The following is an 18666-nucleotide window of genomic DNA, read 5'->3' on the forward strand; positions in this document are numbered from 1 at the left end:
CCTATGACGGTCTTTCACATGCCTTGACGGCTTCTGTCGCGGGGTACGCCGGAGTAACTTCAGCAAATTCCCGGAAGCGCTTGCCCGATTAGCGGGAATAGGCGCATCATTCGCCGACAGCCCCCGGGGAATTACCGGAAGGGGAAGGACCGGTCACGTCTCCGCTCGCCGACAGGGCCAGTTCCTCGCAAGTGGACCGGGACCGCGCGCAGCTCCCCGCCCTACGCTGCCGATCATGGACCCCGTACTCGCCGACGATCTCTCCCGGCTTCACGAACTGCTGCAGGACGCCCGTGACTTCGCCGCCGGGGAGGTGGCCGGCCTCGCGGACCGGCCCGTCGCCCGGCTCGACGGACCGCCCGGGACCGTACCGCTGCCCGTCGAGGGCGTCGGCGCGTCGGGGGCCCTGACGGAGTTCGCCGAGCGCTGGGCCGGTGGATTCTCCGGATCGGCCGGGCCCCGGTACCTCGGCTTCGTCACCGGCGGGGCCACTCCTGCCGCCCTCGCCGGGGACTGGCTGACCGGTGCCTACGACCAGAACGTCTCGGGCGGCCAAGACTCCTCCGCGAGCGCCCTGGAACGGCAGACCCTGGGGTGGCTGCGGGAGTTGTTCGGGCTGGGCGCGGAGTACGGCGGTGCCTTCGTGACCGGCGCGACCGTCTCCAACACCGTGGGGCTCGCCGTCGCCCGCGAGTGGCTCGGCGAGCGGCTGGGCGTGGACGTGTCCCGGCAGGGCGTCGCCGCCCTCGGCCCCATCGACGTGCTCTCCGGCAGCCCGCACTCCAGCGTCGCCAAGGCGCTCTCCGTGCTCGGCCTCGGCCGCGACCGGCTGCGTACCGTCCCCCTGCTGCCCGGGGGCCGCGAGGCCGTGGACGTGGAGGCCCTCGCCGCCGCCCTGGAGGCACTGGAGGGGCGGCCGGCGATCGTGGTGGCCAACGCCGGGACCGTCAACTCGGTCGACTTCGACGACCTGCGGGCCGTCGCCGCGCTCAGGGAACGCCATGACTTCTGGCTCCACGTGGACGCCGCGTTCGGCGGCTTCGCCGCGCTGTCGCCGTCGTACGCGCATCTCGTCGACGGCCTCGACGGCGCCGACTCGATCTGCGTGGACCTGCACAAGTGGCTGAACGTGCCCTACGACGCCGCCGTTCAGTTCACCCGCCGCCAGGACCTCCAGGTGCGCGTCTTCCGCAACGACTCCCCGTACCTCGGCCTGCCCACCGGCGACCCCGACTTCCTGCACCTCACACCGGAGAACTCCCGCCGGCTGCGCGCCCTCCCCGCCTGGTTCTCGCTCGTGGCGTACGGCCGGGCGGGGCACCGCGAGATCGTCGAGCGCAACGTGGGGCTCGCGCGTGCCCTCGGTGAACGGCTGGCCCAGGTACCGGGGTTGACCCTGGTGGCCCCCGTCCGGCTGAACGTCGTCTGCTTCACCCTCGCCGAACGGCCCACCCGGGAACGGGTCCAGGCCCTGGCCCACGCGATCGCCGTCTCCGGCGAGGCCTTCGTGACCCCGACCGTCCTCGGCGGGACGCACGCGCTGCGGGCCGCGTTCAGCAACTGGCGTACGACGGCGGCGGACACCGAACGCGTTCTCGCAGCGGTGATGGCGGCGACGGAGACGGTGGACGCGACCACCGGGTTGTGACCGCTGCCGCCGGGTCCGTGACCCCGGAGGGCCCTACGCCCGCTCCTCGTCCCGCCAGGCTCGCGCCGCCCGGGCGAACGCGGTGTTGACGGCCAGCAGACCACCGTCGACGCGCAAGGTGGTGCCGGTGATCCAGGCCGCGTCCCGGGAGGCGAGGAAGGCCACGGCCGCCGCGATGTCGGCCGGCTCGCCGACACGGCCCAGGGGATAGATCTCGGCCAGGTCGTCCAAGTGAGCCTCGCGGCCCGCCCAGCCGGGGGTGCGGACCGTGCCGGGGGCCACCAGGTTGACGCGGACGCCACGGGGCGCGGCGTCGCCCGCGAGGGTACGGGTCAGGGAGCCGAGGCCGGCCTTCGCGGCGCTGTAGGCGTGGTTGCCGAAGTCCTGGAGGCCGTTCACGGAGCCGATGTTGACGATGGCACCGCGCCCCGAGGCCACCAGGTGCGGCAGGGCGGCACGGGAGCACCGGAACGCCCCGGTCAGGGTGAGGTCGAGGTCGCGGGCCCAGGTCTCGTCCGGGGTGTCCTCGAACAGCGGCACGTCCGGCGTGCAGCCGAAGGCGTTGTTCACCAGGACGTCGAGCGAACCGAGGACGGCCACCGCGTGCGCGACCGCCGCCTCGACGGACTCCCGGTCCCCGACGTCGCACCGGTGCGCCTCCGCGGCCAGCCCCCGCTGCCGCAGATCGGTCACGGTGCGCTCGGCCGCGGCCGGGTCGACGTCCGTGACGAGTACCCGTGCCCCCTCCTCGGCCAGCCGCCGGGCCGTCGCCGCGCCGATCCCGCGCGCCGCGCCCGTGATGAGAACCCCGTATCCCTCGAAGCGTCCCGTCGCATGCATACGGCAGAACGTACTCCGCGCCGACCGCCGGCAGCCGCCCGTCACGCCGCCCTCCGCCCGTCCCGGTGACGCAGCACGCAGCACGCGTCACGCATCACGCATCACGCGTCACGCGTCACGTCACCGGGACGGATGCCCCGCGATCTTCGTCCCGGATACGGTCTGATCATGTCGACTTTCATCCAGCAACTCCCCGCCCTGCTCGGCGTGGTGATCGGCGCGCTCGGCTCGTACCTCGTGGTGGTGCGGGGCGAGCAGGTGCGGTTCCGGCGCGAGCGGGAGACCCGTTGGGAGGAGCGACGGCTCTCGGTGTACGCCGACTGGGCACGGGCCCTGAAGCAGTCCATCACCCTGACCTACCGGGTCGCCTCCCATCTCGGCAACGACCCCCATCCCCATCCCCTGTCACCGGAGGAGGCCGCGCCCCTCATGGCGGAGGCGACGGTCGCCCGGGACCCCTCCGGCGAGGCCCTGCTGCTCCTCGGCAGCCCCGAGGTGGTGGAGAAGGCCCGTGCCTGGGTCGTCACGGTGATGAGGATGGAGGAGTTCCTGCGTGCCGGGACCCGTGACCCGGCGGCCTGGCAGGTACTGCTGGAGCGGCAGCGCGCCGGGCGGGAGGCCTACTACGTCGCCGTGCGCGAGGACCTGGCGCTCCCGCCCGGCCACGCGGCGCACTGGCAGCTGCCGTCCCCGCCACCCCACTACGGCGAAGGTGTCCGACTGAACCAGGGTGACGGCGGCCGGCCGGGCGCCGGTGACGGCGGTCAGCGGTAGCCGGTGGTGTCCGCCGGCTTGCCCGCGTCCTGCACCTCGACGACGTAGCGCCAGGCGTCCGGCCGGCTGCCGTCGAGGTCGGTGAAGCCGTAGGTCCGGGCGAGGGAACCGCTGGAGAGGGACTGCCCGTTGAAGCGGGCGACCTCCGGGTCGGCGGCGAGGGCGGCGACGGCCCGGCCGACGAAGCGGGGGGTCTCGGAGATGGCGAAGTGGGGGACGCGTTCGAGGGCGTCCCGCCAGTTCTCCTCGGTGACCCCGTACGTGTCGAGCATCATCTCCGAGCGGAGCCAGCCGGGGGTGAGGGCCACGGCGGTGGCGCCGCGGGGCCCCAGCTCATGGCCGAGGGCGAACGCCATGCGCAGGACGGAGGACTTGGCGAGGTCGTAGAAGAAGGTGGCGCGGTAGTTGGCCCCGTTGTACTCGGCCGTGCCGTCGGTCATCTCCACGACCAGGCCGCCGGGGTTGCGCAGCAGCAGCGGCAGGGCGAAGTGGCTGGTGATGGCATGGGTCTCGACGCCGAGACGCAGCAGCCGCAGCCCGTTGTCGAGATCGTGCTCCCAGACCGGACTCTCCCATTCGAAGAGCTTCTCGCCGCCCCAGACGTCGTTGACGAGGACGTCCAGCCGGCCCTGTTCCTCGGTGATCCGGTCGACGAGGGAGCGGACCTGCGCCGGTTCGAGATGGTCGGTGGGTACGGCGATGCCGTGGCCGCCCGCCTCGGTGACCAGGTCGGCGGTGTCCTCCAGGGTCTCCGGGCGGTCGTACTCGGAGCGCCGCTCCCGTGTGGAGCGCCCTGTCACATAGACCGTCGCTCCGGCCACCCCCAGTTCCACGGCGATCCCCCGGCCCGCTCCGCGGGTGGCTCCCGCGACCAGTGCGACCCTGCCGTCCAGCGGCTTCGACATCTGCGACCTCCATTGCGTACGGATGACAGCTTGGCCGACGCCGGGGGTGGTCCGGCGTCGTCGACACGAGGGTGTCGTGGAAGCCGGACATCTTCTGTCGGGTTTTCTGTGGGGCGCCCAGTAGCTCGGTCGATGGGGGTGTTCGGGCGGCCGCGGGTTCGTCGTGGCTTGTCGCGCCCACGCGGCGGAACCGCATGTTCGATACAGCCCCGCGCCCCTTTCGGGGCGCGGGTGCGGGACTCCTCCGAATCAGTGGCCCCGGTTGATCCACTCCTGCAGATGCGGGGCCTCCGCGCCGATCGTCGTCGTGTCGCCGTGGCCCGTGCGCACGACCGTGTCGGGCGGGAGGGCGAGGAGGCGGTCGCGGATCGAGTCGATGATCGTCGGGAAGTGGGAGTAGGAACGGCCGGTGGCGCCCGGGCCGCCGGAGAAGAGGGTGTCGCCGGTGAAGACCGTCCCGAGGCCGGGGTCGTAGAGGCAGACGGCGCCCGGGGCGTGGCCGGGGGTGTGCAGGACGGTCAGGTCGGCGCCGGCGGCCTCGATGACCTGTCCGTCGGCCAGCCAGTGGTCGGGCAGCCGGTCCGGGTGGGTCTGCTTCCACAGCGGCAGGTCGTCGGGGTGGAGCCAGATCGGCGCGCCGGTGCGCTCGGCGAGGGCGGGGGCGGCGTCGATGTGGTCGTTGTGCGCGTGGGTGCAGACGATGGCCTTCAGCCGACGGTCGCCCACGGCCTCGGCGATCGCGTCGGCGTCGTGGGCGGCGTCGATGACGATCACCTCGTGGTCGTCGCCGACGAGCCAGACGTTGTTGTCGACGTCCCAGGTGCCGCCGTCGAGGCTGAACTGGCCCGAGGTGACGAGGTGTTCGATACGGGCGGCCATCAGAGCGTCACCACCGATCGCAGGACGTCGCCGCCGTGCATCCGCTCGAAGGCCTTCTCCACGTCGTCGAGCCCGATGGTCTCCGTGACGAACGCCTCCAGATCCAGGCGGCCCTGGAGGTAGAGGTTGATCAGCATGGGGAAGTCGCGGTCGGGCAGGCAGTCGCCGTACCAGGAGGACTTCAGGGCGCCGCCGCGGCCGAAGACGTCCAGGAGGGGCAGTTCGAGCTTCATCTCCGGAGTCGGCACGCCGACGAGGACGACCGTGCCGGCCAGGTCACGGGCGTAGAAGGCCTGCTTGTAGGTCTCCGGGCGGCCGACCGCCTCGATGACGACGTCGGCGCCGAAACCACCGGTCAGCTCGCGGATCGCCTCGACGGGGTCGGTGTCCTTGGAGTTGACCGTGTGGGTGGCACCGATGCTCTTGGCGGTGGTCAGCTTCCGGTCGTCGATGTCGACGGCGATGATCTTCTCGGCGCCGGCCAGCCGGGACCCGGCGATGGCCGCGTCCCCGACGCCGCCGCAGCCGATGACGGCGACGCTGTCCCCGCGCGCCACGTTCCCGGTGTTGATCGCGGCACCGATGCCCGCCATCACCCCGCAGCCCAGCAGTCCGGCGACCGCCGGAGCGGCGGCCGGGTCGACCTTGGTGCACTGGCCCGCGGCCACGAGCGTCTTCTCCGCGAAGGCTCCGATACCGAGGGCGGGCGACAGCTCCTGTCCGGTCGAGGCGAGGGTCATCTTCTGCGTCGCGTTGTGGGTGGCGAAGCAGTACCAGGGGCGACCGCGCCGACAGGCCCGGCAACTACCGCACACCGCACGCCAGTTGAGGATGACGAAATCACCGGGCGCGACATCCGTGACCCCCTCCCCCACCGACTCCACCACACCGGCCGCCTCATGGCCGAGCAGGAAGGGGAAGTCGTCGTTGATGCCCCCCTGCTTGTAGTGCAGATCGGTGTGGCACACCCCGCACGCCTGCACCTTCACCACGGCCTCCCCCGGTCCCGGGTCGGGCACCACGATCGTCTCGATCCGCACCGGTTCGTTCCTGCCCGGTGCGATCACGCCGCGTACTTCCTGCGCCATGGTGAACCTTTCCGTCGATCCCTGAGAGGGCGGTCGCCCGCCCATGGTCACCCTACGGACTGACCAGCCAGTAGGGCCTCCCGTGCGGCCGGAGCCGTGGCCGGAAACGGCTGCCCGCGACGCCTGTGGGCGCCCGGCCATCCCCACCCGGTCGTACGAGACGGAAGCCGCCGGTGGCCCCGTACGCGGAGGTGTGAGCGGGCTCTGGACCCGTACCTCGACGCACCGGTGCCTGAGGCGATGTTCGCCGAGGCCGGTACATGGAGGGCGCTGCCGGGCCGTCGAAAGCCGTTCCCGGTGCTCCTCACCCCCGACGTAGGCTGAAGCTCCGCGCCCCGGTCCCCACTCCCCGACCGACCTGCCGAGGAGCCTCGTGAGCACCCCTGAGACCACCGCCGAGCGGCAGCCACCCACCTGGCGGCTGCTGCTCGGCTATGTACGACCCCATCGTTGGACCCTGCTGCTGGGCGCGGTGCTGTCCCTCGTCACCGGAGCCACCGGCCTCGCCCTGCCGTTGGTGGCCCGGGAGCTGATCGACGACCTGTCGCACGACCGGACGATCACCTGGGCGCTGGTCCTCATGTCCGTGCTGGTCGTCACCAACGCGGCCGTGGGCGCGGTGGGTTCGTACGTGCTGCGGCGCACCGCCGAGTCGGTGGTGCTCGGCGCACGGCGCGCCCTGTCGTCGTATCTGCTGCGGCTGCGGATCACCGCGGTGGACCGCAGCGAGCCGGGCGATCTGATGGCGCGGATCACCTCCGACACCACTCTGCTGCGCGAGGTCACCACCGACACCCTGGTGGGCCTCGGCACCGGCGGACTCACCCTGGTGGCGACGGTGGTGCTGATGGGTCTCGTGGACCCGGTGCTGCTGGTCGTGACGCTGGGCGTGATCGTGGGCGCGGGCGTGGTGTTCGGGGTGATCGTGCCGCGCATCAACCGGGCGAGCCGGGCCGCGCAGGACGCGGTCGGCGCGATGGGCGCCTCGCTGGAGCGGATCCTCGGCGCGCTGCGCACGGTGAAGGCGTCCGGTGCCGAGCACCGCGAGGAGGAGACGATCCACGCGGCGGCCGAGGAGTCGTGGCGGCAGAGCGTGCGGGCCGCCAAGTGGTCGGCGGCCGCCGGGAACACGGCCGGGCTCGCCATGCAGATCGCCTTCATCACCGTGCTGGCGGTGGGCGGCGCGCGGGTCGCGACCGGCGCGATCGACGTGGGCACGCTGGTGGCGTTCCTGCTGTACGTCTTCTATCTGATGTCGCCGATCCAGCAGGTCGTGGGCGCGATCACGCAGTACCAGACCGGTGCCGCCGCGCTCGCCCGCATCCAGGAGGCGCTGCGGCTGCCCGCCGAACCGGCCGGCGAGGCGGCTCCGCTGCCGTCCCCCGACGCGGAGCCCGCCGCGCTCGCCTTCGACGAGGTCCGTTTCCGGTACGCCGACGACCTGCCGTACGTCCACCACGGGGTGACCTTCGAGGTCCCCGCGCGGGGTATGACGGCGTTCGTCGGCCCGTCGGGCGCGGGCAAGACGACGGTGTTCTCGCTGATCGAGCGGTTCTACGACCCCGAGGCGGGTCTCATCACGGTCGACGGCCGCGATGTCGCCGCGTGGGAACTGTCCCGGCTGCGGTCCGCGATCGGGTACGTCGAGCAGGACGCGCCCGTGCTGTCGGGGACGATGCGGGACAACCTGCTCCTGGGCAACCCGCTGGCCGACGAGGGCGATGTCGGCCGGGTGCTGAAGACGACCCGGCTGGACGGGCTGGTCGCCAGGCTCCCGCAGGGCCTGGAGACCCTGGTCGGGCACCGGGGCACCAAGCTCTCCGGCGGTGAGCGTCAGCGGGTCGCCATCGCGCGGGCCCTGCTGCGCCGCCCCCGGCTGCTGCTGCTCGACGAGGCGACGAGCCAGCTGGACGCGGTGAACGAGGCGGCGCTGCGGGACACGGTCGCCGACGTGGCCCGTACGACGACGGTGCTGGTGGTGGCCCACCGGCTGTCCACGGTGACGATGGCCGACCGGATCGTGGTCATGGACGCGGGCCGGGTCCGCGCGGTCGGCACCCACCGTGAACTCGTGGCCGCCGACCCGCTGTACGCGGAGCTGGCGGCCACGCAGTTCCTCGCGACGGCCGGTTAGCCGGGGCCTCGCCGGCCCCGGGGCCTCAGAAGGGGAAGTGCGACTGCTGGCCGGCGATGGTCACCCAGCGGGTGTTGGAGAACGCCTCGATGCCCCACCGGCCGCCGAACCGGCCGTAGCCGGAGGCCTTGATCCCGCCGAAGGGGGCCATCGGCTCGTCCGCCACCGACTGGTCGTTCACGTGCACGATGCCGGTACGGATGCGGCGCGCGACGGCCAGTCCGTGGGTGGCGTTCTCGGTGATGATGCCGCAGCTCAGACCGTTGTCGGTGTCGTTGGCGACGGCCACGGCGTCCGCGTCGTCGCCGAACGACTGCACGACGCAGAGCGGGCCGAAGGACTCCTGGTAGTAGAGGTCGGCGTCCTTGGGGACGTCCGTGAGCACGGTCGCCGGGTGCACCGCGCCCTCGGGCTGGCCGCCCCCGGTGAGCACGGTGGCGCCCTTGGCGACGGCGTCCTTGACCAGGGCGGCGATCCGCTGGGCGGCGTCGGCGCTGACCAGCGGGCCGACCACCGTGTGCGGGTGGTTCGGGTCCCCGGCCTGGAGCCCGGTGACCTTGGCGGTGAACTTCTGCGCGAACTCCTCGGCCAGCGACTCGTGGACGAGGATGCGGTCGCCGGACATGCAGATCTGCCCGGCGTTCATGAAGACGCTGAAGGTGACGGCGTCGACCGCGTAGTCCACATCGGCGTCGTCGAGCACGATCACGGAGTTCTTTCCGCCCAACTCCAGCACGGCGGGCTTGAGATGACGGGCCGCGTGCTCGCCGATGATCCGGCCGACGCCGGTGGAGCCGGTGAAGTTCACCGCGCGCACCCGCTCGTCGGAGATCAGCGCCTCCGCGATCTCCGCGGCGTCCTCGGGGGCGTTGGTGACGACGTTGAGCACGCCGTCGGGGAGGCCCGCCTCGCGGAACACGTCCGCGACCAGCAGACCACAGGCGATCGGCGCGTCCTCGCTGGGCTTGACGACGACCGTGTTCCCGGCGGCCAGCGGCGCCGCCACGGCCCGCACCCCGAGGATGACGGGCGCGTTCCACGGCGCGAACGCCGCCACCACGCCCAGCGGTTCACGCACCGCGAGACCGAGCGCGCCCTCCTTCTGGCTGCTGAGGACCTCGCCACGCGGCGCGGTGATCGCGGCCGCCGCCTCACGCAGAATGCTCGCCGCGAGCGCCACATTGAAGAACGCCCACGGCCGGGTGCCGCCCACCTCCCGGGCCATGATGTCGGCGACCTGGTCGCCCCGGCCCTCCAGCAGGTCGGCCGCCTTGAAGAAGATCGCCCGTCGCGCGAAGGGGGTGAGCGCGGCCCACTCCTCGAAGGCGGCGTCGGCGGCGTCCACGGCCCGCCGGACGTCCTCCGGACCAGCCGCCGCGACCGTCGCGTACACCTCCCCCGTGTACGGGTCGAGGTCCTCGGCGGTGCGGCCGGACGTGGCGGGCACGTCCTTGCCGCCGATCAGAAGGTCACGGGTGATGGCCATTGCGGCTTCCTCGGGGGTACGTATCGACGACGGTACGTGATCGAGCATGATCGGTCGGGAGCGTTCGTAGTGCGAAATTCAATTACGTTACTGTTCCGTGATCCTCTGCCCGCCCCCCGGGCATGTCAAGAGCCCCACCACGAGATACGCGGCGGGGCTCCCGCTCCGGTACACCGGCTTCGCTACTCGATGGCGCCCAGCAGGCCGAGGGCGGGCGCGGCCAGGTCGGTGACCTGGTGCAGTTCGTTCAGCCGGTTCAGCTCGTGCACCTGGTCGAGGCTCTTGAGCTGCTGCGAGGGGCGCGGCAGGGCCGCCCGGTGCTCCTCGGGCAGGTCGCTGACGGCGAGCGAGTCCAGCGTGGTCATCGGGTTGAGCTGGGTCGCTTCCGCGACGGCGTCCGCGTTCGCCATCGGGGCGGTCAGGCCGGTGACACCGACGGCGAGACCCACGGCGGCGACGATACGTCGAGTTGAGATCATGCCCTCAGCAACGGCTCCCGGCCCCCGCCGGTCACGGCCGCTCACCCGTGAGGCGCATCCCGGGACGTGTGGCGTGGGCCCCACCGCGCGGCGCGCGCCCGCGCTCACGCCTGCGCTTGCCGTGTCGCGCCCGGCGGAGGAGCCTCATGGGGAGAGGCCGTTCGCGGCCCGCTGACCCGTGCCGGGCCACGGCCTTCGAAGGAGGTCATCCATGGGCACCTCGACCAGCCCCGCCTTCGACGTCGAAGCGCTGCGCAGGGGCACGGAGGAAGCGAACGCGGCGACCCTGACGTCGCTCTACGCGGAAGACGCCGAGCTGCGCGTCGTGGACCGCAACACCCAGCCCAGCCACCCCAAGGTCCTGCACGGCCGGTCCGAGATCGGCGCGATGCTCGACGACGTGTGCAGCCGGGAGATGACGCACAAGGTCGAGCAGTGCCTGGTCCAGGGCGACCAGGTCGCGTTCACCGAGTCCTGCGTGTACCCCGACGGGGTGCGGGTCCTGGCGAGTTCGATGATCTCCCTGAAGGACGGGAAGATCGTCGACCACACGATGGTCCAGGCCTGGGACGAGTAGCCGGGACACCGGGGACGAGCAGGTCGGTCCGCCGTCGAACGGGCCGGGCGCAGGGGCGCTTTCGGGTCATCCCGGTGCGCTCCCCCTGACTCGGCGTGGTCACGCCGCCATACTGGCCGGCGTGCGTGTAGCGATCATGACAGCGGGTTCCCGGGGTGACGTGGCGCCGTACACCGGGCTCGGACACGGGCTGGTGCGGGCGGGGCACGAGGTCACGCTGGTGACCCACACCCGGTTCGAACCGCTGGTGGCGGGTTCGGGGGTCGCCTTCCACGGTCTGCCCGTGGATCCGCGGGCAGAGCTGGAGTCGGAGCGCGGGCAGGGCCTGCACCGCAGTTCCACGGGCGCCGGGAAGCTCTACCGGGCGGTGGAGATGGCCCGGAGTCTGGTCGGGCGGATGGCCGGCGATCTGGTGGCCGCCGCCCGCGCCAGTGACGCCCTGCTGCTGGCGGGGACCCTTGCGCCCCTCGGCCACACCATCGCCCAGGGCCTGACGATCCCGAGCCTGGGCGTCAACCTCCAACCCCTGGCGCCGACAAGGGAGTTCGCGCCCCCGATGACCGGGGTGCGTTCCTGGGGTCCGTTCGGCAACCGGGCGGCGGGGCACGCGGTGAACACGGCCGTCGAGTGGATCTTCAAGGAGGAGGTGCGCAGGCTGCGCGCCGAGTACGGGCTCGCGCCCGCCGGCCGGACGGGGGCGCGGCGCGCCCGGGAGCGGCCGGACCGGCCGGTGTTCCACGGCTTCAGCCCCCGGGTGGTGCCACGCCCCGGGGACTGGCGGGCCGGGCTGGACGTCACCGGCTACTGGTGGCCGTACGACCGCGAGGACCGGCTGCCCGCCCCGCTGCTGGACTTCCTGGACGCCGGGCCGCCGCCGGTCTTCGTGGGCCTGGGCAGCGCCACCGTGCCCGATCCCGAGCGGATGAGCGGCGAGGTCGTACGGGCCCTGCGGGCGGCCGGGCTGCGCGGGGTGATCCAGCGCGGCTGGGGCGAACTGCGGGGCGAGGGCGACGACATGTTCACCGTGGGCGAGGTACCGCACTCGCTGCTCTTCCCGAGGACGGCGGCCGTCGTGCACCACGCGGGCGCGGGCACCACGGGGGCCGGTCTGCGCGCCGGGGTCCCGGCCGTGCCGGTGCCGGTGCAGTTCGACGAGGGTTTCTGGGCGGCCCGCCTGGTCGCCCTCGGAGTGTCACCGGGGGCGGTCCCCCTGCGCGGCTTCACGGCAGACGCCCTGACGGCCGCCCTGCGCCGGGCGACCGGCGACCCGTCGTACGCCCACCGCGCCCGGGCCCTGGCCGCCGAACTGCGCACGGAGGACGGAGTGGCCCCGGTCCTGACCGCGGTGGACCGTCTGGCGGGTTGAGCGTGCGAGGACGCCTGCGGGCCTGGAGGCGACGGCTCTGCAGGCCAGAAAGGCGACGGCTCTGCGGGGCTGAAAAGCACGGGGCCGCAGCCCCTGCTTTTCAGGGGCGCGGGGAACTGCGCGAGAAGCCCCACGCACCCGCACCCGCAGAACCACCCTGCCGCCCCCTAGCGCCGCGCCCCTCCGCCCCCTACCGCTCCGCCCCTGCGCCCTCCCCCGGTCGCCAACCCGGCGGGCGGAGTATTCCCAGCAGCAGGCGGACCAGTTCGTCGACGACCTCGTCGAGGGGGGCGTCGACCCAGCCGGCCTGCCAGTCGTGGAGGAGGCCGTTGACGCTGCCGATGAAGGCGGTGGCGGCGATGCGGTAGTCACGGTGGACGGCCTCGCCGCGCTCCGCCGCGGCGTCGGCCTCGGCGCAGATGAAGTCGATCCAGCGGGCGCGGCGTTCGAGGCGCTGGCGCTCCATCCGGGGACTGACGCCGACGATCTCGGTGAAGGTGATGCGCAGCCGGCGCGGATCGCCGGTGACATTGGCGGCGTACGCGAGGAACGCCGCGGTGGCCCGCTCGGCGATCGGCCGCCCCTGAGCCGTGGCGAGCCCGGTGAACGCGGCTTCCTCGGCCCAGTCGTTGACCCGCAGGTGGAGGGCGGCGAGCACGTCCTCCAGGGAGTGGAACTCCTCGTAGAACTGGCGGGTCGACAACCCGGCGGCCTCGCTCAGCGCCGCGATCGTGGTCCCCCGGAAGCCGGGGCTGTCGCCGAAGAGCTGCAACCCGGCGTCGAGGAAGCGGTCCCGGCGCTCGGCCCGGCGCTCCGCCGCGGATCTGCCCCCGTAACGGCCGGTGGGCTGTTTGAGCCTGCCCGACACGTTTCTCCCTTCCGACGGACCCACCGTACGACGGCCGATGCCGCCGCCGCTCGATTTTGTCGTGTCCCTGGTCTTGTGGTGAAGCGGGACCGTTCCTTACTTTCCAGTAAGTCTGCTCTGAACACTGGTGTGTTCAGACTCCGCCCGCGCAGGAGGATCCGACATGCCCCTCTCCCCCACCCCCCGCAGTCGCAGAAGCCGGCACCTCGGTGCCGTCGCCGTCGCGCTCGCGCTGACCGCCTCCGCCGCGGCGACCGCGACCCCGGCGAGCGCCGCCGCCGACCTGCGGGAGGTGATGTTCGTGGGCAACAACTGGGAGGGCACCGCGGACGTCATCAAGTCCTCCGGCGACTTCGCGAAGATCGGCCGGGTCAACGTCATCCCCGACAAGGACGCGCGGATGGCCGAGATCAACGCCAACCCGATCCGCTGGATCGCGTTCATGACGATCCGCAACAGCGTGGGCGAGGGCCACGACCAGTTCGTGGACGACATGTACTCCACACCGGACGGCTCCTCCATGGTGGTCTCCCGGCCGAGCTTCGCCGACGTGGTCTCCATCGACATCAGGACCGGCGCCATCAACTGGCGCTTCGCGGTGTCGGGTTACCGCGCCGACCACATGGCGGTCTCCCCCGACGGCAAGCGCGTCGCGGTGTCCGCGTCGACGGGGAACACCGTGCACGTCCTGGACATCGTCACCGGCAAGCAGGTCGGTTCGTTCAAGACCGGCGACAAGCCGCACGAGAACATCTTCACCAAGGACGGCAAGTACATCTGGAACATGGCGATCGGCGATGTGAACACCCAGACCGACGCGCCCTGGCTGGACTGGACGAAGGGTGACCGGAAGATCACGGTCGCCGACGCGAACACCTTCCAGCAGGTGAAGGTGATCGACATGCGCGAGCGGCTCAACGCCATCGGGCTGAACGACTACTCGGACGCCGTCCGGCCCGCCGCGTTCTCGCCCGACGAGACGAAGCTGTACTTCCAGGTGTCGTTCTTCAACGGCTTCTTCGAGTACGACATCGCCACGGACAAGATCACCCGCACCAAGACCCTGCCGAAGTCCCCCGGGGTCAGCGACGACCGGACCACCTTCGTCAACGACTCCCGCCACCACGGTCTGACGATGAAGCCGGACGGCACCAAGCTGTGCATCGCGGGCACGATGGACGACTACGCGACCGTCGTGGACCGCGCGACCCTCCAGGAGGGCCCGCTGGTCCCCGTCTCCAAGCCGTACTGGTCGACCGTCAGCGGTGACGGCAAGTCCTGTGTGGTCTCCGAGAGCGGGGCCGACCAGGTCACGGCGATCGACTTCGCCACCGGGAGGAAGACGGTGTCCGTCGCAGTCGGCGACCACCCCCAGCGGGTGCGGGTGGCGAAGGTGCCCGCCGACTGGACCGGACCTTCCGCTAACTGAACCTGGCGGTCAGCCAGTTCGACAGCTCCGTCCGCGCCGCGTTCAGCTGCGTCGCGGTCGGGGCTGTCGCGCCGTTGGTGACCAGGGCGTAGTGCAGCTTGCCCGAGTCGGCGGCGGTGAGGAGCAGGCGGCGGCTGCCGGTGCCACCGGGTTCCTTCGCGGCGGCGATCGGCGTGGAGGTGGTGTACGCCGGCGGCGCGGCCGTCACCCCGAGGTCGGACACCACCGTGGTGGACGCGGTGGGGAAGGACGCCGGCAGGTGCAGCTCGGTCGGTTCGGTGCTGCCGTCCGAGCGCCAGACCAGCAGGGAGTACTGGCCGGAGCCGACGAGCGAGGAGACGTTCGGCAGGGAGCCGGGCACCGGGTTCCACGTCAGCGTCGTGGAGCCGTCGCGCGAGCGGTCCTCGTAGGTGAAGGCGACGGCCTTGCCCGCGGTGGCGCTCGGGTAGATCCGGTCCAGCATCCGGGCGTCCTGGCGGAGCACGGCCGTGCCGGAGTCGTCGAGCCGTACGGCGGAGAGGTCCTCGCCGTTCCAGGCGTCGCCCTCGACCTGCACCTTGTCGGGGTTGTCGTTCATCAGCTCGTGATGGCGGCCCCAGTAGATGTCCCACTGCCACTGGGAGCCGGAGAGGACCGGGCCGGAGTCGGCCGGTTTCGACCACCAGTCGACGCCCTTCACCCGGGAGTCGAGCGCCTGGTACATGGCCTTGTAGACCGTGGGCGCCTTGTCGGAGACCGAGCCGCTGAGCGGGTGCCCGAACTCGCTGACGATCGCCGTGGTGCCGCCGGCGGCGGCGCGGTCACGGACGGTCCCGAAGTCGTTGACGTACTGGCCGTTCCCCGCCTTGCCCCACATGAAGATGCCGGAGATCGCCTTCTGGTCGTAGAAGTGGGTGTTGAAGACGAAGCGCGGTCCGATCGTGCCCGCGTCGAGGAGTCCGCCCTCCTGCCGCTGGAAGTCGATGTTGGCGTTCCAGAAGAGGTTCGGCTCGACGAACGCCGGCTTGGACTGCCAGCCCGCCGAGTCCATCCGGGCACGGAACTTGACGTAGAACGGCCACAGGACGTTCTTCTCCCACGTCCGGCTGGTCTGCCCGGAGTCGAGCTTCCCGGGATGCGGCTCGTTCCACGGGTCGAAGCCGACGACGCCCTGGAACTGGGCGGCCGAGAGGTTCGCCTTCATGTAGGTCATGGTCTTCTGCGCGGTGTCCAGGAAGGAGTCCTGGAGCCCGTGGGTGTTGTGCCAGAAGTCGTACGTCGCCTCCGTGACGGCCGCGTTGGAGGTGATGTTCTGGCCCCAGAACGGGCAGATCCCGCAGTACTCGTCGGGGTAGTCGCCGAGGTCGACGGCCCACTTGGGGGCGCCGTCGCCGGTGTACCAGCTGTCGGAGTCGAACAGCCAGCGGGAGTAGAGGTCCTGGTGGAAGTCGGGGTAGACCTTGATCCCGGCGTCCAGGAACGCGCCCATCTGGGCGGTTGCCGCCGACAGGTAGGAGGAGCTCACCTGCCCGCGCACCGGTTCCGCGTAGGCCCAGGAGAGCAGGAAGCGGACGGAGTTGCCGCCGCCGAGCGCCCTGAGGGCGGTCGCCGACTTCTTCGCGTCGGCGACCGAGGCGAAGGGCAGACCGTTGTTCTCCTTGAGTTTCGTCTCCCCCGAGACGTTGTAGCCGCGCAGGACGACCTCGCGGCCGAGCCCGTCCTTGAAGGTGCCGCCGTCGACCGTGAGAGTGGCCGCGGCCTGGGCGTCGAACCAGAGTTCGTCAGTGAGAGCGGAGGCGGTCCGGGTGGGGCCCGCCGTGGTCAGGAAGCCGGTGACGAGGATCAGGACACCGAGCAGACGAGTGCGCAATCTTGACATGTCCGCCACATTCGACATGTGCACTACCGTCCCAATCGGCAGGCGGGCCGTCAATAGCAACTGACGCACGAGTAAGTACCCGTTTTCGCAAAAGAGTTCACCCTTCACGACCGACTCTTTGCCCGCGCGCGACCGACCCGGGCGCGCGGGGGTGCGCGCGCCGACCGAAGCACCCCCTGAGCCGAACGGGTGACGTCACCGACCGTGCCCCCTCGGAGTTCAGCCGAGGTTCACCCGATCGTCACCACGAAGGGCCCTGCCGACGGAACCGGCCTATGGTTGAGCGCAGTTTGAGCCTTTGTTCCGTACTCCGTCCGGCTTACCCGAAAGGCGGTACGAGCGGTGGACAGCTCATTTCGCGGGCTCCGCGAACACAAGCCAGGCACGCGCGACTTCGACCCGAGGAGCGCTCTGAAGCGCCCTCAAGCGCGCGACGAGCGCTGCGCGTCGTTGTACGACGCGATACGGGACATGGGCAGGTACGAGGCCGCGGTGGAGGCGGAGAGACTCCGGCGGGGTGGTGAGGACCTCCTGCCCGGCCCGTGACGAAGTGACGCGACAGAGACCGAGCCGTGTGTGAGGGGTTCGGCGAGACCGACCACCATCGGGCTGGGCTTTCATGGGCACAGAACCGCGGACCGACAGCGGCTCCTCCCCCGAGGAGCCCCCGGGACTCACCACGGGGAACAAGTACTTCAAGGAGTTCATGAGGCTCGTGCACGTGAGCCTGCGGAGCTGGTGGTGGGGGGAACCGCTGGCGGCGACGTGCGGCGGCCTCGGGGGCGCCTGGATCGGGCACGACGACGACCTGCCGATGGACGAGGTGCTGGGCGTCGCCGTCTCCATGGTGGGCGTCATCATCGGGTCCGTGTTCGCCGTCCTGGCGATGATCACCCGCGCCTGCGACAACACCTTTCTGCGCAAGGCGCGAAAGGCCCGTCTCCTCCCCGTCGTCAACTATCTGTGGCCGTTCTTCACCATCATCGGCATGGGGATCCTGTCCATCGTGTTCCTGCTGCTGATGGCCGGGATCTCCGAGGACGCGCCCACGCTGCTGCTCATGACGGTCTGCGCGTCGGCGGGCTTCTGCGTCCTGTGGACGCTGGCCGGTCTGCTGCCCGCGCTGGGCGCGCTCATCGTGTTCACCCGCCTCATCGAGAAGACCTCCGGGGTGAACGACTGAGGACACAGCCCGAACGGCACCGGTGCGGGATACAACGTGCGCGTGCCCGCACCGGTGCCGCTCGGGCTCGCCGTCACTCGTCGACGTCGAGCACGATGTGGGTCCGGTGGCCGTCCAGGGTGATGTAGCCGTCCCCGTAGGCGGAGCGGTAGTGGCCGGTGCCGCCGACGATGGCGGTCTTGGCCGTGACGGGCCGCAGGGGCCGGTAGTCGACCATGTCGCTGAGGGTCAGCGTGCCCTTCTTCAGGCGCAGCACGCGGGTGCACTGGGCGGTCACCGCCTGGGCCCGGGTCTGCACCACGTCGCACTCCGACTCGCCGTCACCGGCGTACCGCAGCTTCGGCTTGCCGGACTTCTTGACCTGCTTGGTGTACAGGTCCAGCGGGGTGGTCCAGGTACTGCCGACCACACCGTCCAGGGACGGCCAGGTGGCGACCCGGTTGATGCCGACGAGCTCGACCTTCTCGATGTCGTTGTCCTCGTCCTTCTGCTCGGCCTGCGCCGATGTCGTGAGCAGGACGAGCGTGGTGGTGAGGGCGGTGACGACCACCCCGCGGACAGCCGATGTGATCACAGAACCTCCAGGTCGGACAAGGTGCACTCGGACGGTGGAAGGGCCGACGTGCCGTCGGTTCGTGAGGGCCGGTCAGTCATCGACGTAGAGGTCGAAGACGATCCGCCCGGGCTCCAAGGTGATGTAGCCCTCGCCCTCGGCGTCGTTGTAGATGCCCGTGCCGCCCGCGATGGAGGTCTTGGCCGTGACGGGCTCCTGGCCCTTGCGGCTGATCATGTCGTGGAGGGTGATCTCCCCGCCCTTGAGGCGCAGCACCCGGGTGCACTGGGCGGTGGACCGCTGCTGGTCCGCCTCGACGAGGGTGCAGCGCGAGCCGGCGTCGCCGACGTACTTGCCCTTGGGGTCGTGCAGTTGGAGGTAGGTGGTCCAGCTGTCGCCGGGCTCGCTGTGCGCGGCGGTCGTGTCGTGGGCGGCGTGGCCGACGAGCTTGACCCGTACGACGTCCTCGTCCCCGACGTCCGCTGCGGCCGGTGCGGCCGGTGCGGAGAGCGACGTGGTGAGAGCTGCGGCCAGGACGCCGAGGGTCATGGCGCCACGGGCAGTGGCAGAGGGCATGCATCCTCCCAGGTGTGTGTGCG

The 18666-nt window shown here is 71.4% G+C and carries 17 protein-coding genes; 7 read left to right on the plus strand and 10 right to left on the minus strand.

The window, feature by feature from the left end:
- Positions 1–235 precede the first annotated feature (235 nt).
- Positions 236–1648 (plus strand): pyridoxal phosphate-dependent decarboxylase family protein, encoded by a 1413-nt coding sequence (locus tag ACZ9QC_RS02545; protein ID WP_472918590.1) that lies wholly within the window; start codon positions 236–238, stop codon positions 1646–1648.
- A gap of 33 nt (positions 1649–1681) precedes the next feature.
- Here the strand turns inward: ACZ9QC_RS02545 and ACZ9QC_RS02550 are convergent, their stop codons facing one another.
- Complete coding sequence (locus ACZ9QC_RS02550) at positions 1682–2488, minus strand: SDR family NAD(P)-dependent oxidoreductase (protein WP_472918591.1); 807 nt, start codon at positions 2486–2488, stop codon at positions 1682–1684.
- Positions 2489–2656: 168 nt separating this feature from the next.
- Between ACZ9QC_RS02550 and ACZ9QC_RS02555 the strand changes: the two genes are divergently transcribed.
- Entirely contained in the window at positions 2657–3262 is a 606-nt protein-coding gene (locus ACZ9QC_RS02555) for a hypothetical protein (protein WP_472918592.1), read from the plus strand.
- Here the strand turns inward: ACZ9QC_RS02555 and ACZ9QC_RS02560 are convergent.
- The 3 genes from ACZ9QC_RS02560 to ACZ9QC_RS02570 all read right to left on the minus strand — a co-directional run bounded on the left by ACZ9QC_RS02560 (position 3253) and on the right by ACZ9QC_RS02570 (position 6134).
- Positions 3253–4167: an SDR family oxidoreductase gene (locus ACZ9QC_RS02560; RefSeq protein WP_472918593.1), complete on the minus strand. Its 915-nt coding sequence runs from the start codon at positions 4165–4167 to the stop codon at positions 3253–3255. The genes ACZ9QC_RS02555 and ACZ9QC_RS02560 overlap by 10 nt on opposite strands.
- Before the next feature lie 249 nt (positions 4168–4416).
- The gene (locus ACZ9QC_RS02565) at positions 4417–5046 is read right to left on the minus strand and encodes an MBL fold metallo-hydrolase (protein WP_472918594.1); all 630 of its coding nucleotides are present in this window, start codon (positions 5044–5046) and stop codon (positions 4417–4419) included.
- On the minus strand, positions 5046–6134 hold the full coding sequence (locus ACZ9QC_RS02570; protein ID WP_472918595.1) for an S-(hydroxymethyl)mycothiol dehydrogenase: 1089 nt from the start codon (positions 6132–6134) through the stop codon (positions 5046–5048). Before ACZ9QC_RS02570 ends, ACZ9QC_RS02565 begins: the two co-directional genes overlap by 1 nt.
- Before the next feature lie 373 nt (positions 6135–6507).
- On the opposite strand from ACZ9QC_RS02570, the gene ACZ9QC_RS02575 reads away from it, so the two are divergent.
- Positions 6508–8268, plus strand: a complete 1761-nt coding sequence (locus tag ACZ9QC_RS02575; RefSeq protein WP_472918596.1) for an ABC transporter ATP-binding protein — start codon at positions 6508–6510, stop codon at positions 8266–8268.
- Between the two features lie 25 nt (positions 8269–8293).
- Here ACZ9QC_RS02575 and ACZ9QC_RS02580 read toward each other — a convergent pair whose 3' ends face one another.
- Entirely contained in the window at positions 8294–9754 is a 1461-nt protein-coding gene (locus ACZ9QC_RS02580) for an aldehyde dehydrogenase family protein (protein WP_472918597.1), read from the minus strand.
- 182 nt (positions 9755–9936) lie between these two features.
- Positions 9937–10233, minus strand: coding sequence for a hypothetical protein (locus ACZ9QC_RS02585; RefSeq protein WP_472918598.1), 297 nt, complete (start codon positions 10231–10233; stop codon positions 9937–9939).
- A 211-nt stretch (positions 10234–10444) separates the two neighbouring features.
- Between ACZ9QC_RS02585 and ACZ9QC_RS02590 the strand changes: the two genes are divergently transcribed.
- Positions 10445–10810, plus strand: a complete 366-nt coding sequence (locus ACZ9QC_RS02590) for a nuclear transport factor 2 family protein (RefSeq protein ID WP_472918599.1) — start codon at positions 10445–10447, stop codon at positions 10808–10810.
- 136 nt (positions 10811–10946) lie between these two features.
- Entirely contained in the window at positions 10947–12176 is a 1230-nt protein-coding gene (locus ACZ9QC_RS02595) for a glycosyltransferase (protein WP_472921986.1), read from the plus strand.
- Positions 12177–12366: 190 nt separating this feature from the next.
- Here ACZ9QC_RS02595 and ACZ9QC_RS02600 read toward each other — a convergent pair whose 3' ends face one another.
- Positions 12367–13044 carry a TetR/AcrR family transcriptional regulator gene (locus ACZ9QC_RS02600; protein ID WP_472918600.1) on the minus strand — a complete coding sequence of 226 codons (678 nt, stop codon included), beginning with the start codon at positions 13042–13044 and terminating at the stop codon, positions 12367–12369.
- Positions 13045–13207: 163 nt separating this feature from the next.
- Here ACZ9QC_RS02600 and ACZ9QC_RS02605 point away from each other — a divergent pair, with 163 nt between their 5' ends.
- Positions 13208–14473, plus strand: a complete 1266-nt coding sequence (locus ACZ9QC_RS02605; RefSeq protein WP_472918601.1) for a YncE family protein — start codon at positions 13208–13210, stop codon at positions 14471–14473.
- Here ACZ9QC_RS02605 and ACZ9QC_RS02610 read toward each other — a convergent pair.
- Positions 14466–16349 carry a glycoside hydrolase family 5 protein gene (locus ACZ9QC_RS02610; RefSeq protein WP_472918602.1) on the minus strand — a complete coding sequence of 628 codons (1884 nt, stop codon included), beginning with the start codon at positions 16347–16349 and terminating at the stop codon, positions 14466–14468. The genes ACZ9QC_RS02605 and ACZ9QC_RS02610 overlap by 8 nt on opposite strands.
- A 601-nt stretch (positions 16350–16950) precedes the next feature.
- Between ACZ9QC_RS02610 and ACZ9QC_RS02615 the strand changes: the two genes are divergently transcribed.
- Positions 16951–17514, plus strand: a complete 564-nt coding sequence (locus ACZ9QC_RS02615) for a hypothetical protein (protein ID WP_472918603.1) — start codon at positions 16951–16953, stop codon at positions 17512–17514.
- 73 nt (positions 17515–17587) lie between these two features.
- Here ACZ9QC_RS02615 and ACZ9QC_RS02620 read toward each other — a convergent pair whose 3' ends face one another.
- Both ACZ9QC_RS02620 and ACZ9QC_RS02625 read right to left on the minus strand, forming a co-directional pair.
- Complete coding sequence (locus ACZ9QC_RS02620) at positions 17588–18088, minus strand: hypothetical protein (protein WP_472918604.1); 501 nt, start codon at positions 18086–18088, stop codon at positions 17588–17590.
- Between the two features lie 72 nt (positions 18089–18160).
- Positions 18161–18643 carry an allene oxide cyclase barrel-like domain-containing protein gene (locus ACZ9QC_RS02625; RefSeq protein WP_472918605.1) on the minus strand — a complete coding sequence of 161 codons (483 nt, stop codon included), beginning with the start codon at positions 18641–18643 and terminating at the stop codon, positions 18161–18163.
- Positions 18644–18666 lie beyond the last annotated feature (23 nt).

This window comes from Streptomyces sp. HUAS MS02 (assembly GCF_055702265.1).

Coding starts and splice junctions, on each gene's coding strand:
- ACZ9QC_RS02625 (WP_472918605.1), bottom strand. CDS start 18,643: ATGCCCTCTGCCACTGCCCGTGGCGCCATGACCCTCGGCGTCCTGGCC.
- ACZ9QC_RS02580 (WP_472918597.1), bottom strand. CDS start 9,754: ATGGCCATCACCCGTGACCTTCTGATCGGCGGCAAGGACGTGCCCGCC.
- ACZ9QC_RS02565 (WP_472918594.1), bottom strand. CDS start 5,046: ATGGCCGCCCGTATCGAACACCTCGTCACCTCGGGCCAGTTCAGCCTC.
- ACZ9QC_RS02590 (WP_472918599.1), top strand. CDS start 10,445: ATGGGCACCTCGACCAGCCCCGCCTTCGACGTCGAAGCGCTGCGCAGG.
- ACZ9QC_RS02570 (WP_472918595.1), bottom strand. CDS start 6,134: ATGGCGCAGGAAGTACGCGGCGTGATCGCACCGGGCAGGAACGAACCG.
- ACZ9QC_RS02550 (WP_472918591.1), bottom strand. CDS start 2,488: ATGCATGCGACGGGACGCTTCGAGGGATACGGGGTTCTCATCACGGGC.
- ACZ9QC_RS02595 (WP_472921986.1), top strand. CDS start 10,947: ATGACAGCGGGTTCCCGGGGTGACGTGGCGCCGTACACCGGGCTCGGA.
- ACZ9QC_RS02555 (WP_472918592.1), top strand. CDS start 2,657: ATGTCGACTTTCATCCAGCAACTCCCCGCCCTGCTCGGCGTGGTGATC.
- ACZ9QC_RS02545 (WP_472918590.1), top strand. CDS start 236: ATGGACCCCGTACTCGCCGACGATCTCTCCCGGCTTCACGAACTGCTG.
- ACZ9QC_RS02615 (WP_472918603.1), top strand. CDS start 16,951: ATGGGCACAGAACCGCGGACCGACAGCGGCTCCTCCCCCGAGGAGCCC.
- ACZ9QC_RS02610 (WP_472918602.1), bottom strand. CDS start 16,349: ATGTCGAATGTGGCGGACATGTCAAGATTGCGCACTCGTCTGCTCGGT.
- ACZ9QC_RS02605 (WP_472918601.1), top strand. CDS start 13,208: ATGCCCCTCTCCCCCACCCCCCGCAGTCGCAGAAGCCGGCACCTCGGT.
- ACZ9QC_RS02585 (WP_472918598.1), bottom strand. CDS start 10,233: ATGATCTCAACTCGACGTATCGTCGCCGCCGTGGGTCTCGCCGTCGGT.
- ACZ9QC_RS02560 (WP_472918593.1), bottom strand. CDS start 4,167: ATGTCGAAGCCGCTGGACGGCAGGGTCGCACTGGTCGCGGGAGCCACC.